The sequence below is a fragment of the Bosea sp. NBC_00550 genome, from assembly GCF_026020075.1.
Lineage (GTDB): Bacteria > Pseudomonadota > Alphaproteobacteria > Rhizobiales > Beijerinckiaceae > Allobosea.
Genome location: NZ_CP102772.1, coordinates 4,087,062 through 4,101,715 on the forward strand (window position 1 = coordinate 4,087,062; position 14,654 = coordinate 4,101,715).

Here is a 14,654-nt window from a genome sequence, read left to right on the forward strand (position 1 = left end):
GCTCGCAGAAGGTGGCCGCATCGGGAGGGCGGCATTTTGAGCGACCTGGCTGATCACTCTGGCAATCTTCTGGGCCCGGCCAGGGGTCCGGATGCGATTGCCGGAGCTGCCGTAGGCAAGGTCGACCAGCGCAACCTCTATCTGCACTATCTGAGAGGTCTCGCCGCGCTCTTCGTGGTCCTCTACCACTGCTCCGAATACCTGTGGGCCTACAGGGGAGACAATCGCTTTCTGTCGGTCTTCGGTGGCTTCTTCGGCGCATACGGCGTCGCGATCTTCTTCGCGATCTCTGGATACCTGATCGCCGAGGTCCTGCGACGGGACGACCCAGCGAGGTTTGTCATGAGCCGCGTCGCACGGATCTATCCACTGATGCTGATCATGGTCGGGCTCTTCGCCCTGGCCCTGCTGATGGTCGGCGCGCCGCGCGGTATCAACCTGATCGCCCTCTCTCTCGTGCCTGCCGGGCCGCGCGGCTATTTCCTCGGCGTCGAATGGACGCTGCTCTATGAGATGTCCTATTACATCGGCCTCGGCCTGCTCGGCTTCGTCGGGCTCGCCGCCCTCCGGACTCGCATTGTCATCGCCTGGCTCGGGCTTCTCTGCTTTGCCTACAGCCTCGGCGGGCGGGAGCACGTCGAGGGCATGCCAATCCTGAGCGCGATCCCGTTTAGCGTCGTGACATTCCCGTTCCTGCTCGGATACCTGGCCTCCGAGGCCCAGAAGCGCGGTTGGCTGCATCCGCTGCTCGCCTGCCTCGCCCTGCCACTCGCGGTCGCAAGCATTCTCTCGCAGGCGCATTTCCGGCTGTTCGTCGGGTTCTCTGCCAGCCTCCTCGTCGCCGGGCTGATCTGTGCGCCGGCGCTCGGAAGCCGGGGCCCGTTCGGCCGAGCCGGCGTGCGGCTGGGCGACGCGAGCTACGCTCTCTATCTTTGCCACGTGCCGGTGATCACGATCCTTGGCGCGCTTTTCGGCGGTAACACGCCGGCGCCCCTCGTCTGGGTCTCTTGGCTGGTCTGCTCGATCGGCGTCGCTCTGCTGCTTGGCCCGCTCGACGTCGCCCTCTATCGCCGGCTGAAGCGTGCGATCGATACAGCGCGCCCGGCGCGGCTGCGGGCGGCTGCTCTCGCCTTCATCGGCGCCTTCTTGGCGATCGCCTTCGTCACCGGGCGCGAGACGCGCCGCGCTGAGGCCCAATTGGAAGAGGCGCGCCGCATCCTGATGACGCCGACGCTATCGGAGGGAGGGGCCGTCCGGGCGGATGCCGATCAATTCGAGCGCTTGCCGAAGGGCGCTTGGGTCATCCGCGGGTATGCCATCGATCTCGCCGCGCCGGATCTTGCCGCGCATTTCGCGATCCGCCAGAACGGCAACATACTCGGGATCGTCGGCACCCGCCGAGTACGGCCGGACGTCGCGACGATGTTCGAAAGAGCTGATCTGAAAGGCAAGCGGTTCGGCTTCATGCTGCTGCTCGACGGCATCGACTGCGCGAAAGGGCCACTGCAAGGCTTCATCGCCATCGAGGACGGGCGCGCTATCGAGCTTCCGGCCGATCGCCTGTCGGCGCTCTGCCCGCGATAGAGCGTCGCCGCCCCCCAAAACCGCGGGCAAGGTCGAGCGCTGATACCACACGCTAGAGCCGTTTGCTGCTGGAAAACTACTTCCCGGAACTGTCTGCGCCCATCAGCGCGTCGGCGGCGGCGCCGATCGTATTGGTGTCGTTGACGAAATGTCGCCCTCTTCGGCAATCGCACGAAGCCGCTCCACCGCCCTGCGGTGTTGGGGACGGTCACGGGCGCAACAGATCGTGCGAGCGAGGCAAAAGGCGGTTTTCAGTGTTCTTGCTGGTCCTCGCTGCCGTTGCAACTTCGGCCGAAACTCAAGGCAGAGAGGCCAACGCTTTGGCGAGGTTCACGCTGATTATTCGTTAACACACTCCGATGGAGCTGAGCCAATATTCCGCCGTTGGCCTTCACGACTGAATGGGGCCAGTTCCCGGCGGCGCTGGACAAAAGCCTGCTAGGACAAACCCGTGCCCGCTTCAGGGGCGAGCACGCTGCTGCTGCCGCACGATGCTCTGCGGTCGCTGACGGATGATCGGCGTGCGGGCCGTCAGATGCTTGAGCGCCTGGCTGGTCGCATCGACTTGGTCATCGTGCCGCGCCAGCGGGAAGGCCAGGAGTTCACTCAGATAGCCTGCCAGCCAATCGGCCTGTTGCGGCAGGAAAACCTGCCCGGCCTCGAAGCGGGCGGCCTGCGCCATCAGGCGGGCTGTCTTCTCGACCCGCGATTGCTGGAGGAGCGGATAGAGCGCCCGGCTGCGCCGCAGATCCTGCGATAGCGCACGCCCAAGCTCGGTATCCTCGATCAACGTCGCGTCAACCGCATGCTTTTGGGCGAGCTCGATCATCTTGCGTCGCAGCTGTGGTGCCTCCCAGCGACCGCGGACAAGATCGATCAGATAGTAGGTCTGTCCGACCGCCCCCCAGACTGTGCCGACCGACCAGTCGGAGTGCTCGGCCTGAGTGGAAGCCGTGTCCCAGGAGGCGATTACGAAATCGAATCGGCTGGGGCGCTCATCACAATAGCGCAACCAATCGCGCTTGATGATCTGGCCCTCCGAAGGCAGCGGGTTCTGCTGGTACTGGGCCGAGAAGTGAAGCGTGCCGAGATTCCGCTTTGCGGCGGCGAGCCACTCATGGGTGTCGCGGCCGGGATGGAGCACTTCGCCCACCTTGCGGTGATAAAGCGCTTCCGCTCCCTCCCCAATCCGGTAGCTCTGGTCAATCTCGGCAATCGCCGGGATCGAGAGCACGTCCCAATCCTCCTTTTCCAGCACATGGCCGACGAGATCATCCTCATGCAGGCGCTGCATTACGATGATGATCGCGCCATTCAGCCGATCATTGAGCCGGGAGTAGAGCGTAGTGTCATAAAACTCCTGGACCCGGCGCCGGGCCGCAGCCGAGGTCGCCGCCTCCAGCCCGTTGATCGGATCGTCGATCACAATCAGGTCGGCGCCGCGACCCAGCACGGATCCGCCCACCGAGCCGGCGAAGCGATAGCCCTGCTGGCTCGTCCTGATCTCCTGGCCGCGATTGGCGCTGATCGAAAAGCCCGGGAACAGCTCCCGGTACCAGTCGGAGGTAACCACGCTGCGGAATCCCGCAGCGTGGGTGAGCGACAGCTCATTGGCATAGCTGATCGCCATGATCCGCTTGCGCGGATCCTGTCCCATCACCCAGGCGGTGAAGGCGATGGTAACGCAGATCGACTTGGCCGAGCGCGGCGGCACCGTGATGATCAGGCGCTTGCAGTCGCCCCGCCGGACTCGCTGCAGTTGCCAGGCGATCGCGTGGATGTGCCAGTTGGGCCGATAGGCTGTGCCCGGCTCGAGCGTCGCAAAGCACTGGGCGATGAAGGTTGCCAGGTCGCGCCGCAGGATCGCGTTGAACAAGGCCGGCTCAGCCATCCCCGCCTCCCGCCTTGCTCCTACGCGTCACATAGTCTGCGATCAGCGCCTCCTCCTGGTCATTGGTCAGGATCGCCGTCCCCGAACCCATTGACTGCTCGTACTGGGCTAGGAGCGCAAACATGGTCTGCCGCGCCTTAGCATCCCCTTTTAAGGCCGCTTCGGCGGTCTTGTTCAGCAGGGCGGCGACGAATGAGATCGATTCCTGCCGGCCATTGCGGGCGACCTTGATCGGTTCGCCGAGGAGCTTGTCGAGCTCCTCGATCAGGCCCAGACGTGGCCTGCCCTTGCGGCGTCCCGACGGATTACCGCTCTGGCCCTTGCGGAAGCGGCTGTGCAGGGGCGGGCGCTTGTAGCCCACCCCGTCGAAATCATCGTCACGCGGCATCGCGGTCGCCCTCCGTCTCGAGGGAGGGCACATCGCCACGCATCCCCGCCATCTCGGCGAAGGTCAGCCCCGTCCCGGCGTGGCGCGCCTCGGCCTTGAACAACTTCTCCCAGCGCCGGATCGCGAGATCGACATAGAGCGGGTCGAGCTCCATGACATAACCGCGGCGCTTCGCCTTGGCAGCCGCGATCAGAGTCGTGCCCGAGCCGCCGAACGGGTCCAGGATGACGCCTTTCGGCTTCGAGCCATCCTTGATCGCATCCATCACCATCGCGCAGGGCTTCACCGTCGGGTGGCTGGCCAACTCCGCCATCCGGCCCTTGCGGAAGCCGTTCACCCCGGCATAGCTCCAAAGCGTCGTGCGATAGCGACCGTGGCGGCCGAGCTCGATGTTGTTGATGTGCGGCGCCTTGCCCTTCTTCCACAGCGTGATCAGCTCGGTCTGGGAGCGGTAGAGCGATCCCATCCCGGCATTCGATTTGGCCAAGGTGATCACGCTCTTAGTGCGTCGAAGACCGCAAAGCCGGCATCGAGCGTCTCGTGCAGGTGCGGCCCGTCGATGCAGCTGAAGATCAAAGCGCCATCCTGCGAGGCCTCCGCGATCTCCCCGAACACTTCTTTCAGGAAGGCGGTGAACTCAGCCTTGCTCATCTCGCCCGAGGCCATCGCGAACGGCCGGTGTTTGATCTTGCCGAGGCCGCCGACGTGCCCATCGATCTTCACATTGTAGGGCGGGTCGGTGAAAACCATCTGGGCACGTTCGCCATCCATCAGCGTCTCATAGGCCTCTCGCTTGCGCGCATCCCCGCACAGAATGCGGTGCTCGCCGAGCAGCCACAGATCGCCGAGCCGCGTCACCGCGACCTCCTCGGGCTCGGGCAGCACATCCGCCGGATCCGCCTTGGCCGGCGCCGGCTCGGCGTCGCTGAGCAGGATATCGATCTGCGCGGTCTCGTAACCGGTGAGCTCGACGGCGAAGTCGATCTCGACCAAGTGGCCGAGCTCGAGCTTCAGGATCGCCTCGTCCCAGCCCGCATGCTCCGCCAGCCGGTTATCCGCGATCCGCAGCGCCCGGATCTGATCCTGGCTCAGATGGTCGAGGCGGATCGTCGGCACCGTCTCCCTGCCGAGCAGCTTGGCCGCCTCGTAGCGGCCGTGGCCCGCCACGATCTCGCCCTCGCCGTCGATCAGGACCGGCGTCACAAAGCCGAACGCCTTGATGCTGTCCGCGACCAGGTGGATCTGCTTCTGCGAATGCGTCCGCGCGTTGCGCGCCGACGGCTTCAGCTGCGACAACGGACGCTCGACGATCTGCGGAGCGAAGCTCGCAACCGCCTGGCGGAGTACCGGATCCTCTGCAACCGCGCCGCCACGCTGGCGAAGACGGACGGAGGGTTTGGGCGTCTTGGGGGTATCGTTCGAAGACATTGCGATCGTGTCCTTTTGCAAGGAGACGACCAGGCCTGGTGAGCACCCGTGGCAAAGCAGACCCAGAACGCATCGCTGCACCGGGGATCTACTCCGCCTAACGAGAGCTGCTCACCTCACGGTAAAATGCCTCAATTAGGTAGGATGCCGGACTGATCGGTCTCGGCTGAACGCCCTGCGATTTTGCGGGACGCGCTGATAAACTAGTGGCGATCGTTCGCCTTCGCAAGAGGGTGGGATCGACAAAACGTCAACGATTCTAGCGGCATAGTGTGTCTTTGTCAGCTCCCGGCTACCAGCGCGAGGGGCGCAACTCCGTCGCACCCCTCGCGCTGGCGCCGCGGCTGGCATCTCAGCCATCGCCAGGTCGGCTCCGTCCGCGGAGTGTCCCCTGCTCTAAGAGGAAGCGTTCCCTGCTCCTCGAGCCGGAATTCCCTGCTCACCTGAAGGGCTAAGCACCGTCAACGCCTTGGTGAACAAGCGCAAAGGTCGCCAAGCGTCATAGAAATTGGGAGAGAGATTGGCGGGAAAGTCCCTGCTTTTCCCTGCTACCAGGGAATCTAAGACCGCCACGAGGTGGGCATCGACTTCTGGCAGCCTAAAGGCCCGAAGCTGGCGAGATAAAGTATCTTCGCCGCCCCTGCTGTAAAGATGGTCACCGGCGGCTGGACCTTGCCGGGACGCGATTGGGCAAGCCGGCCTTCACCAGATCAGACCTCTGAGCGGATTTTCTCGCTCACGCCTTCACCACATGCTCCGCGAGCGCCCCATGCCGTTCGCAGGCGTTTCGCGTATCGACCACGAGCCGCGCCTCGGCGACGAGGGCTTTGTAGTCGACATCGTCGTGATCCGTGGCGATGAGCACCGCCTGGTAGGTGCCGATGACCCCATCGCGGAGACTGATCGACCGCCGGCCTGCCAGGGCGGCATGCTCGCGCGTCGGCGGTATCACCGGTACGAACGGATCATGGTAGTCGGCGATGGCTCCACGCTGTTCGATCAGCTCGATCAGCCGCAGCGCCGGGCTTTCGCGCATGTCGTCGACATTCTTCTTGTAGGCGGCGCCTATGACGAGGATCTTCGCGCCGTTCAGTCCGCGACTGAAGCGTCGATCCAGAGCCTCCGCCAGTTTTTCGACGACGAGGCGCGGCATAGCCGTGTTGATCTCGCCCGCAAGCTCGATGAAACGCGCCGTGATGTCGTATTCGCGGGCTTTCCATGACAGGTAGAAGGGATCGATCGGGATGCAGTGCCCGCCGAGGCCCGGCCCGGGATAGAACGGCATGAAGCCGAAAGGCTTGGTCTTGGCGGCCTCGATCACCTCCCAGACGTCGATGCCCATCTTGCCGTAGATCACCTTGAGCTCGTTCACGAGCGCGATGTTGACGGCGCGGAAAATGTTCTCGGTGAGCTTGACGGCCTCGGCCGTCGCCGAGGTCGAAACCGGCACTGTCTTGACGACCAGCGCGCTGTAGACGGCGTTGGCCAGTTCGAGCGCCTCGGCCCCATCGCCGCCGACCACCTTCGGAATCGTGGAGGTGCCGAAATCGGGATTGCCGGGATCCTCGCGCTCGGGCGAGAAGGCCAGGTAGAAGTCGACGCCGCTCTTGAGGCCCGTCGCCTCGAAGATCGGCCGCATCACCTCGTCGGTCGTGCCGGGCCAAGTCGTCGATTCGAGCACGACGAGATGCCCCTTGCGCAAGCGCGGCGCGATCGCGCGGGCAGTCGCCTCGACATAGCTCAGATCCGGCTCGCGATGCTTGGTCAGCGGAGTCGGCACGGCGATGATGATGGCGTCGACCTCGCGCAACTCGTCGAAATCGGTGGTCGCGCGGAAACGTTCTTCCTTGATCGCGGCGGCAATCGCCTCGAGCGGGATATGCTTGATGAAGTTTTCGCCGCGATTGAGCTGAGCGACGCGCTTGGCGTCGATGTCGAAACCGACCACCGCGAAGCCCGACTTGCACGCGGTAAGAGCCAGCGGAATGCCGACATAGCCAAGTCCGATGATGCCGACCTTGAAGCTACGATCGCGCACGCGCTGCACGAGCGCGCTTACGGTCTGATCGTCGATCTTACGCATGAAGCCTGTTTTGGGGATGATCAGATTTGCTCAAAGGACGTCGCCCAGTCACACAGCGTTAAGCGCCGGCCTGTCAAGCTGTATCGCTGACGTTCATATCGCGTTTCTGGTCTGAACCTCGCCCGAAATGCCGCATACAGACTGTCGATTTGTCATGGGCCAAACGTGCAACGAGATTGCGACATGCAAGGCCTGGTTGAGGTCCGAACGGTGATGACGGCATGACGCTTCGCATCGCCGTCACCGGTTGGACCGGTCAAGTCGTCTGCGCCATGCTTGAGCGCGTGCCCGTGGGGGTCGAGGTCGTCGCGCTCCGCCGACCCGAACTCGATCTCGCCATTCCCAGGACGGTCGCGCCGGTGCTGCGCGCGGCCAGACCCGACGTCATCGTCAATGCGGCCGCCTATACGGCCGTGGATCAGGCTGAGAGCGAGCCCGATCTCGCCATGCGCATCAACGGCCAGGCCGCCGGCGAAGCGGCGCGCGCGGCAGCCAGCCTCGGCATCCCCGTCATCCAGCTCTCAACCGACTACGTCTTCGACGGAGCGCTCGACCGGCCCTATCGCGAAGACGATCCGACCGGCCCGATCTCGGCCTATGGCGCGAGCAAGCTCGCCGGTGAACAGGCGGTCGCCGCTGCCACCGCCAACCATGCGATCCTGCGAACCGCCTGGATCTACAGCCCCTTCGGCAAGAATTTCGTCAGGACGATGCTGCGTCTTGCCGAAACACGCGATGAGGTCGCTGTCGTCGCCGACCAGGCCGGGTGCCCGACCAGCGCGCTCGACATCGCTGACGCGATCTTCGCCGTGGCACGCAACCTGACCGGGCGAACCGACGAGGCATCCCTGCGCGGGGTTTTCCATATGAGCGCCGCGGGCGAAGCCGTCTGGGCCGATGTCGCGGAAGCGATCTTCACCGAGCGCGCGGTTCTCGGCGGCAAGCCCGTCCGGGTCAAGCGCATCGCGACTGCGGACTACCCGACGCCAGCGCGACGGCCGGCGAATTCCAGGCTCGATTGCAACAAGCTCGGGCTTGCCCATGGAGTCCGATTGCCGGATTGGCGAGGCTCGCTCCGAGCTTGCGTCGAGCGGCTTCTCAAGGAGCAGGGATAGGCGATGAAGGGGATCATCCTAGCCGGCGGTTCCGGCACGCGGCTTCATCCGATGACGCTGGCGATGTCGAAGCAGCTTCTGCCGGTCTACGACAAGCCGATGATCTACTACCCGCTGACCACGCTGATGCCGGCCAGGGCCTGCGCATCGCCTGCCCGAAGAGATCGCATATCGTCAGGGATGGATGTCGGTCGCCCAGCTCAAGATGCTCGGTGAACGCCTCGCAAATTCCGAATATGGCCGCTACGTCTTGCAGATAGCGGACGCAGGAGCGTAGCCGAGCGGATTTGGACGCTTGGCGTTGCTAGCGGGTACTTTGCGAAGCGCATCGTTGCGTCTAGGACTGCCGGCACGCCGTTCCATGGATGCACAATTGGACCAGAGCCTATCCTACAAGCGTGTCGTCGTAACCGGAGCTGCCGGCTTCATCGGGCTCCATGTGGCCGAGGCGCTGCTGGCACGCGGCATCGAGGTGCTCGGCGTCGACGCCCTCGTGCCCTATTACGATCCGGCATTGAAGCAGGCGCGGCTCGATCGGCTGCAGGGCCATAATGGCTTTTCCTTCGAGCAGATCGACCTCGCGAACTACGACGCGTTCGACGATGTGGTGTCAGGCTTTCGGCCGGATGCCATCATCCACCTCGCCGCTCAGGCCGGTGTCCGCTACTCGATCGACAATCCACGCGCCTATGCCAGCGCCAATCTCGACGGCTTTCTGTCCGTGCTGGAGGCCTGCCGCCGTCACGCCGTCGGCCATCTCGTCTATGCCTCGTCGAGTTCCGTCTATGGCGCCAATGCGAAGGTCCCGTTCAGCGAGCATGACGGGGCCGATCATCCCGTCTCGCTCTATGCGGCGACAAAGCGTGCCAACGAGCTGATGGCGCATTCCTATGCCCATCTCTACGGGATCCCGACGACGGGCCTGCGCTTCTTCACGGTCTATGGACCCTGGGGGCGGCCCGACATGGCCTATTTCAAGTTCGCCAAGGCGATCCTCGAGGGCAGCGCGATCGACGTCTACGCCGAAGCGCAGATGAGCCGCGACTTCACCTATGTCGATGACATCTGTGAAGCGATAGTCCGCCTGACCGGGCGGCCTCCGGCGGCTGATCCAAGCTTCGATCCGGCGCGGCCTGATCCGGCGACGTCCTCCGCACCCTGGCGCATCTACAACATCGGCAACCACACGCCGGTGTCGCTTTCACGCTTCATCGAAGTCGTCGAGCAAGCCTGCGGTCGCAAGGCGGTGCGGCGTCATCTGCCCGCGCAGCCGGGGGATGTCCCGGTAACCTATGCCGATGTCGCGGATCTGACGGCCAGGGTCGATTTCCGGCCGGATACGCCGATCGAAACCGGCATCGCCCGCTTCGTCGCCTGGTATCGCGATTTCTATCGGATCTGAGGGCCCGTTCGCTTACACGGTCGCCGATTGTGCCGCCGAGAAGAAGAAGACGGCGAGCGCCAGCAGGAAGGCGAAACTCACGAAGCGGACGGGAGACATGGGCACCTGCGGCGGATGGGTCGTTGCGCGGGACCATGCCGGACGAGCCCTGAAATCGGGTCAATTCGGCAGATAAAATTGTGTCGAATTGTGCGATTCCCAGCCGCGGCCCTCCTTTCAAGCGGGGTTTTTCGCGCGTTCGGCAGGTATCTTGGCGTCGACGCCCGTTGCGGTAGACCGGTCGGGATCGAAATCGCTCTTCGCGGGTTATTCCCCGCGCCGCAAGTTGCGCGCGAGGAGTAGGACATGATGACGATCAGGCAGACAGCCGTTTCCTTCGCAGCTTTTGTGATGCTGGCTTCGCCGGCGATGGCGCAGACGCGCTCGCTCGGCCCTTCCACCGGCACCGTTCGAATCGAGCAGCTCCAGGCCGGCTTCGTGGCCTCTGGCGAGGCGGGCGGGGGAACCCTGCGGTTTCGCGGCCGCTCCTATCCGATCACCGTTGGCGGTCTCGGCATCGGCTCGATCGGTGCCTCCCGCACCGTGGCGTCGGGGACGGTCTATGGCCTGCGCAACGTCTCCGATTTCGCTGGGGCCTATGTCCAGCTGAAGGAAGGCTGGGCCGTCGGCGATCAGGGGCGCGGCAATGTCTACCTGCGCAACGACAAGGGCGTGACACTGCGGCTGACCACCCGCCGCCAGGGACTTCAGCTCTCGTTCGGTGCCGACGGCGTGCTGATCGGCTTCAAGCAGTAGCCCGGGCCCGGAATCCTCGGGAGCGGGTATGGCCGGCAGGTCGGGCCGCGCACGATAGCCACTAGGCTTTTGCGCCACCTCGACTATGGTGCGGCCCGCTTTGACCAACCTGCTTGTCCCACTTGCCGTCTTTGCCGCCGCCGCCTTTTTGGCGGCGGTGCTTTGCGTCGGGCTGCGTCCCCTTCTGGTGCGCTATGCGCTTGCTCGGCCGAATGCGCGCTCCAGCCACAAGATTCCGACGCCGCAGGGCGGAGGCATCGCCGTGCTCGTCGGCGCGTTTCTGGCCCTGGCGCTGTCCCTTTGGTTGAGCCCGGTCGAAGACGAGGCACGCCGCACCGTCCTGATCGTCGGCGTCGCCGCGGCAGCCTTGGCCATGGTCGGTGCCTGGGACGATATCCGGCCCCTGCCGGCGAGCCTGAGGCTCGTTCTTCAAGCCGCTTGCGTCGGCATCGTGCTGTTTGGCGCCGCGCCTGAGCTGCGCCTGTTTCCCGAAATGATGCCTCTGGCGGTCGAGCGCGCCCTCGCCCTGCTGGCGGGAATCTGGTTCGTCAACCTCGTCAACTTCATGGACGGGCTCGACTGGATGACGGTCGCCGGTATCGTGCCGCTCGCGGCTGCTCTCGCCCTGGCCGGAACCTGCGGGGTGATCGATCCGGTGACGGGATGGCTGGCGGCGGCGCTCTGCGGCGGTCTCGTCGGCTTCGCCCCCTTCAACCGGCCGGTGGCAAGGCTGTTTCTTGGCGATGTCGGCTCGCTGCCGATCGGCCTCCTCACCGCCTATCTGCTCTATCGGCTGGCCGGGACCGGCGCCTTCGCCGCGGCGGTGATCCTGCCGCTCTATCACATCGCCGACGCCACCATCACGCTGCTGCGCCGCCTGGCCCGGCGCGAGAAGGTCTGGGAAGCCCATCGCTCGCATTTCTATCAGCAGGCGACCACCAACGGCTTCAGCGTGCTCGCGGTGGTCGGTCGGGTCGCGCTCTTGAATTTTGCCCTGGCAGCGCTGGCGGGCTTTTCGATCGCCTTGCCGCAGCTTGGGATCCAACTGGCTTGCCTTGCCGCTGCCGCCCTATTGACAGGCCTGCTGCTGCACCGTTTCGCGACCGGGCCGAGCCATGGCTAACGAACGCATCCTTCTTACTGGGGCAAGCGGTTTTGTCGGCCCGCATGTCGTCGCCGCGCTCGGTCAGGCGGGGTATCGCCTGCGTCTCGCCCAGCGCCGCCCGCAACCGGCGCCGGACGGCGTCGAAAGCGTCTTGGTCGGCGATCTCCGCGGGCCGGTCGATTGGCGCCCCGCCCTGGATGGCGTCGACCATGTCGTGCACATGGCTGGCCTCGCCCATGCCGGCCCCGGCCTCGACGAAGCGCTCTACACCCGTATCAACACCGACGCGACGCTGGATCTGGCACGCTCTGCCGCTGCTGCTGGCGTGCGGCGCTTCGTCCTTCTGTCCTCGATCAAGGCCCTCTCAGGCGCCTTCGATGGCCCGCCCTTGTCCGAGACGGCAGAGCCGGCGCCGGGTGACGCCTATGGCCGCTCCAAGCTCGCGGCCGAACGCGGCCTGGGAGAACTCGACCTCGATTGGGTCGCACTGCGCCCGGTTCTGATCTACGGGCCCGGCGTCAAGGCCAACATGGCGGCGCTGCTCCGGCTCGCGCGGCTGCCGATACCCTTGCCGCTGGGGGGCCTGAGGGCGCCGCGCTCGCTGCTGGCCGTCGAGAACATGGCCGATGCCATCCGTTTCGCGCTGACGCCGGATTGCCCGGCGCGGCAGGCCTGCACGGTCTCGGACCCCGAGCCGGTCAGCGTCGCCGATATGCTCACCGCGATGCGCTCCGGCCTCGGCCGCGCTCCGGGGCTGCTGCCGGTGCCGGAGCCATGGCTGAGGATGCTGGCACGCCTTACCGGGCGCGAGGAGACCTTCCTCAAGCTGGCGGGTAGCCTCGTCGCGCGGCCAGAGCGCCTGCTCAGGGCCGGCTGGCGGCCGCCGGCAGAGACGAAAGCGGCTCTGGCGCGTCTGGCTGCGACTGCTCGCGCCGGCTGAAATCCGGGATCGCCTCGTCGAGGACAGCATTGGCCGCGGCGCGGTCGTCGGCCTTCAGGGCGCTCTCCAGCCGCGACAGCCAACCCTGGATGCGCGCCCGCCCGGCAAAGATCGGCTTGGCCGCCATGACGCCGTCGAGCCCCGTCTCGGCCATCGGCTCGTCGTGTGCGAACAGGATCTCGTTCAGCCGCTCGCCCGGCCTGACGCCGGAGACGATGATCTCGATGTCCTCGCCCGGCTCGAAGCCGGCAAGGCGAATCATCCGCTCGGCCAGATCCATGATCCGCATCGGCTGGCCCATCTTGAGCACATAGACCGCCGCCCGCTCGGCATCAGGCCCGCCTGCGGGCGCGTGCGAGGCCGCCGTCAGGACGAGATCGCAGGCTTCGCGGATCGTCATGAAGTAGCGGATCATCTCCGGGCTGGTCACGGTGAGGGGCCCGCCCCGGGCGATCTGGGCCTTGAATTTCGGCACGACGGAGCCGACCGATCCCAGCACATTGCCGAAGCGCACGGCGACGAGCCGCACGCCGGAGGCGGCCGCCACGAACTCGGCATCGCGCGATTGCGCATACATCTCGGCGAAGCGCTTGGTCGCGCCGAGCATCGAGACCGGCTCGATCGCCTTGTCGGTCGAGATCAGCACGAAGGTCTTGGCGCCCGAGGCGACGGCGGCATCCGTGACGTTCACCGAGCCGAAGATGTTCGTCTTGATGCCCTCGCTCCAGTCCGCCTCCAGATAGGGGACATGCTTCAGCGCGGCGGCGTGGATGACGATGTCGGGCCGGAAGGCGGTGAAGAGCGGCATGATGCGCTCACGGTCGCGCACATCGGCGAGCACGCCGGCGACGGCTGTCTCCGGCGCCTGGAACGAGAGCTGTTCGGTGATCTGGAACAGGGCGGGTTCGGAACTTTCGACCACGAGCAGCTCGGCCGCACCGAAGGCGGCGCAGCGCAGGCAGATCTCCGAGCCGATCGAACCGCCGCCGCCGGTGACGATCACTCGCTTGCCCTTGAGGAACGCCCCCAGCCGCTCGCGGTCGATGGAAACCGTGGAGCGCACCAGCAGGTCCTCGATTTCCAGCGGAGCGACCTCGGTGTCGCGCACGCCTTCGCCCAACGCCTCGATACGGGAGATCGGGAGGGCGAGCTTGCGGGTACGGGCGAGCCATTTCTCGGGCTGCGCCTCGGGCAGCAGTGCCGAGGGCGTGGCGACGATGCGGCGGAAGCCTTCGCCGCGCTCTACGGCGTCGGCGGCGATCGTTTCGATATCCGAGAGCAGGCCGAGCACCGGCACGCCGCGGATCGACTGGCCGAGATCGTCCGTCCGAGGCGTCAGGATGCCAGCCGGCCGCAGCCTGCGCATCGTGCCGGCTTCCATCGCGCGGATCACCATTTCGACCTCGACGCCGCGTCCGAGGATCAGCGTCGGCAGGGTCGCCTCGCGTTCCGCGCTGGAGCGCGAGCGGGCGAACTTGAAGTAGCGATAGGCGAGGCGCGGCCCGCCGAGCAGCGAGTTCTGCACGAGCCAGTAGAGTGCGATCGTGATCTTGCCGAAATAGAAGCCGCCGTAGAAGTTCGGCGCGACCAGCACATAGTCGACCGCCAGCAGGGTCAAGGTCAGGACCGTGACGGCCTTGACGATATTCGACAGGTCCGGCAGCGAGGCGAAGCGCCATTTCGAGCGGTAGAGCGAGAAGAACCAGTAGACCAGCCCGGCATAGGCCACGAAGAAGGGCAGGAAGCGCGGCAGGTAGCGCAGATGCTCGTCGAGCTGCCAGCCCTCGAAGCGAACGACGAAGACGAGCCAGATCGCCAGCCCCGTCATCACGAGATCGTGGATGACGACGGCTGTTTTCTTGAGATTCTGTTTGGGCAGGATGGCCATCACGCGGGGTATCCCGCTCCCTCGATGGCTTGTCA

The 14,654-nt window shown here is 65.4% G+C and carries 12 protein-coding genes and 1 pseudogene; 7 read left to right on the plus strand and 6 right to left on the minus strand.

Annotation, left to right across the window (positions count from 1 at the left end; translation table 11 throughout):
• The first annotated feature begins 36 nt into the window (after nt 1-36).
• Nucleotides 37-1,584 (plus strand): acyltransferase family protein, encoded by a 1,548-nt coding sequence (locus NWE53_RS19630; protein ID WP_265051040.1) that lies wholly within the window; start codon nt 37-39, stop codon nt 1,582-1,584.
• 460 nt (nt 1,585-2,044) lie between these two features.
• Here the strand turns inward: NWE53_RS19630 and terL are convergent, their stop codons facing one another.
• The 5 genes from terL to NWE53_RS19655 all read right to left on the minus strand — a co-directional run bounded on the left by terL (nt 2,045) and on the right by NWE53_RS19655 (nt 7,374).
• Nucleotides 2,045-3,475, minus strand: coding sequence for a phage terminase large subunit (gene terL, locus NWE53_RS19635; RefSeq protein ID WP_265051041.1), 1,431 nt, complete (start codon nt 3,473-3,475; stop codon nt 2,045-2,047).
• Entirely contained in the window at nt 3,468-3,863 is a 396-nt protein-coding gene (locus NWE53_RS19640) for a DUF5681 domain-containing protein (protein ID WP_265051042.1), read from the minus strand. Before NWE53_RS19640 ends, terL begins: the two co-directional genes overlap by 8 nt.
• A complete protein-coding gene (locus NWE53_RS19645) occupies nt 3,853-4,350 on the minus strand; it encodes a DNA-methyltransferase (RefSeq protein ID WP_265051043.1) in 498 nt (165 codons plus the stop codon). Before NWE53_RS19645 ends, NWE53_RS19640 begins: the two co-directional genes overlap by 11 nt.
• A 5-nt stretch (nt 4,351-4,355) precedes the next feature.
• On the minus strand, nt 4,356-5,291 hold the full coding sequence (locus tag NWE53_RS19650; protein ID WP_265051044.1) for a site-specific DNA-methyltransferase: 936 nt from the start codon (nt 5,289-5,291) through the stop codon (nt 4,356-4,358).
• 736 nt (nt 5,292-6,027) lie between these two features.
• Nucleotides 6,028-7,374 carry a nucleotide sugar dehydrogenase gene (locus tag NWE53_RS19655; RefSeq protein ID WP_265051045.1) on the minus strand — a complete coding sequence of 449 codons (1,347 nt, stop codon included), beginning with the start codon at nt 7,372-7,374 and terminating at the stop codon, nt 6,028-6,030.
• 221 nt (nt 7,375-7,595) lie between these two features.
• On the opposite strand from NWE53_RS19655, the gene rfbD reads away from it, so the two are divergent.
• The 6 genes and pseudogenes from rfbD (at nt 7,596) to NWE53_RS19685 (ending at nt 12,731) form a co-directional block, all read left to right on the plus strand.
• Nucleotides 7,596-8,489, plus strand: a complete 894-nt coding sequence (gene rfbD / locus NWE53_RS19660; protein ID WP_265051046.1) for a dTDP-4-dehydrorhamnose reductase — start codon at nt 7,596-7,598, stop codon at nt 8,487-8,489.
• Between the two features lie 3 nt (nt 8,490-8,492).
• Nucleotides 8,493-8,624, plus strand: a pseudogene (locus NWE53_RS19665) (sugar phosphate nucleotidyltransferase); the annotation flags it as partial.
• A gap of 226 nt (nt 8,625-8,850) precedes the next feature.
• Complete coding sequence (locus tag NWE53_RS19670; protein ID WP_265051047.1) at nt 8,851-9,891, plus strand: NAD-dependent epimerase; 1,041 nt, start codon at nt 8,851-8,853, stop codon at nt 9,889-9,891.
• Between the two features lie 345 nt (nt 9,892-10,236).
• Nucleotides 10,237-10,686, plus strand: a complete 450-nt coding sequence (locus NWE53_RS19675; protein ID WP_265051048.1) for a hypothetical protein — start codon at nt 10,237-10,239, stop codon at nt 10,684-10,686.
• Between the two features lie 85 nt (nt 10,687-10,771).
• On the plus strand, nt 10,772-11,809 hold the full coding sequence (locus tag NWE53_RS19680; protein WP_442864850.1) for an MraY family glycosyltransferase: 1,038 nt from the start codon (nt 10,772-10,774) through the stop codon (nt 11,807-11,809).
• Nucleotides 11,802-12,731, plus strand: coding sequence for an NAD-dependent epimerase/dehydratase family protein (locus NWE53_RS19685; protein ID WP_265051049.1), 930 nt, complete (start codon nt 11,802-11,804; stop codon nt 12,729-12,731). The genes NWE53_RS19680 and NWE53_RS19685 overlap by 8 nt, the downstream gene beginning before the upstream one ends.
• Here NWE53_RS19685 and NWE53_RS19690 read toward each other — a convergent pair.
• The gene (locus NWE53_RS19690; RefSeq protein WP_442865044.1) at nt 12,655-14,610 is read right to left on the minus strand and encodes an SDR family NAD(P)-dependent oxidoreductase; all 1,956 of its coding nucleotides are present in this window, start codon (nt 14,608-14,610) and stop codon (nt 12,655-12,657) included. The two genes, NWE53_RS19685 and NWE53_RS19690, sit on opposite strands and share 77 nt — an antisense overlap.
• Nucleotides 14,611-14,654: the final 44 nt, after the last annotated feature.

Bases quoted from the DNA above. Each gene is read 5' to 3' on its own strand.
- terL (WP_265051041.1), bottom strand. From the start codon at position 3,475: ATGGCTGAGCCGGCCTTGTTCAACGCGATCCTGCGGCGCGACCTGGCA.
- NWE53_RS19640 (WP_265051042.1), bottom strand. From the start codon at position 3,863: ATGCCGCGTGACGATGATTTCGACGGGGTGGGCTACAAGCGCCCGCCC.
- NWE53_RS19650 (WP_265051044.1), bottom strand. From the start codon at position 5,291: ATGTCTTCGAACGATACCCCCAAGACGCCCAAACCCTCCGTCCGTCTT.
- NWE53_RS19655 (WP_265051045.1), bottom strand. From the start codon at position 7,374: ATGCGTAAGATCGACGATCAGACCGTAAGCGCGCTCGTGCAGCGCGTG.
- rfbD (WP_265051046.1), top strand. From the start codon at position 7,596: ATGACGCTTCGCATCGCCGTCACCGGTTGGACCGGTCAAGTCGTCTGC.
- NWE53_RS19670 (WP_265051047.1), top strand. From the start codon at position 8,851: ATGGATGCACAATTGGACCAGAGCCTATCCTACAAGCGTGTCGTCGTA.
- NWE53_RS19675 (WP_265051048.1), top strand. From the start codon at position 10,237: ATGATGACGATCAGGCAGACAGCCGTTTCCTTCGCAGCTTTTGTGATG.
- NWE53_RS19680 (WP_442864850.1), top strand. From the start codon at position 10,772: ATGGTGCGGCCCGCTTTGACCAACCTGCTTGTCCCACTTGCCGTCTTT.
- NWE53_RS19685 (WP_265051049.1), top strand. From the start codon at position 11,802: ATGGCTAACGAACGCATCCTTCTTACTGGGGCAAGCGGTTTTGTCGGC.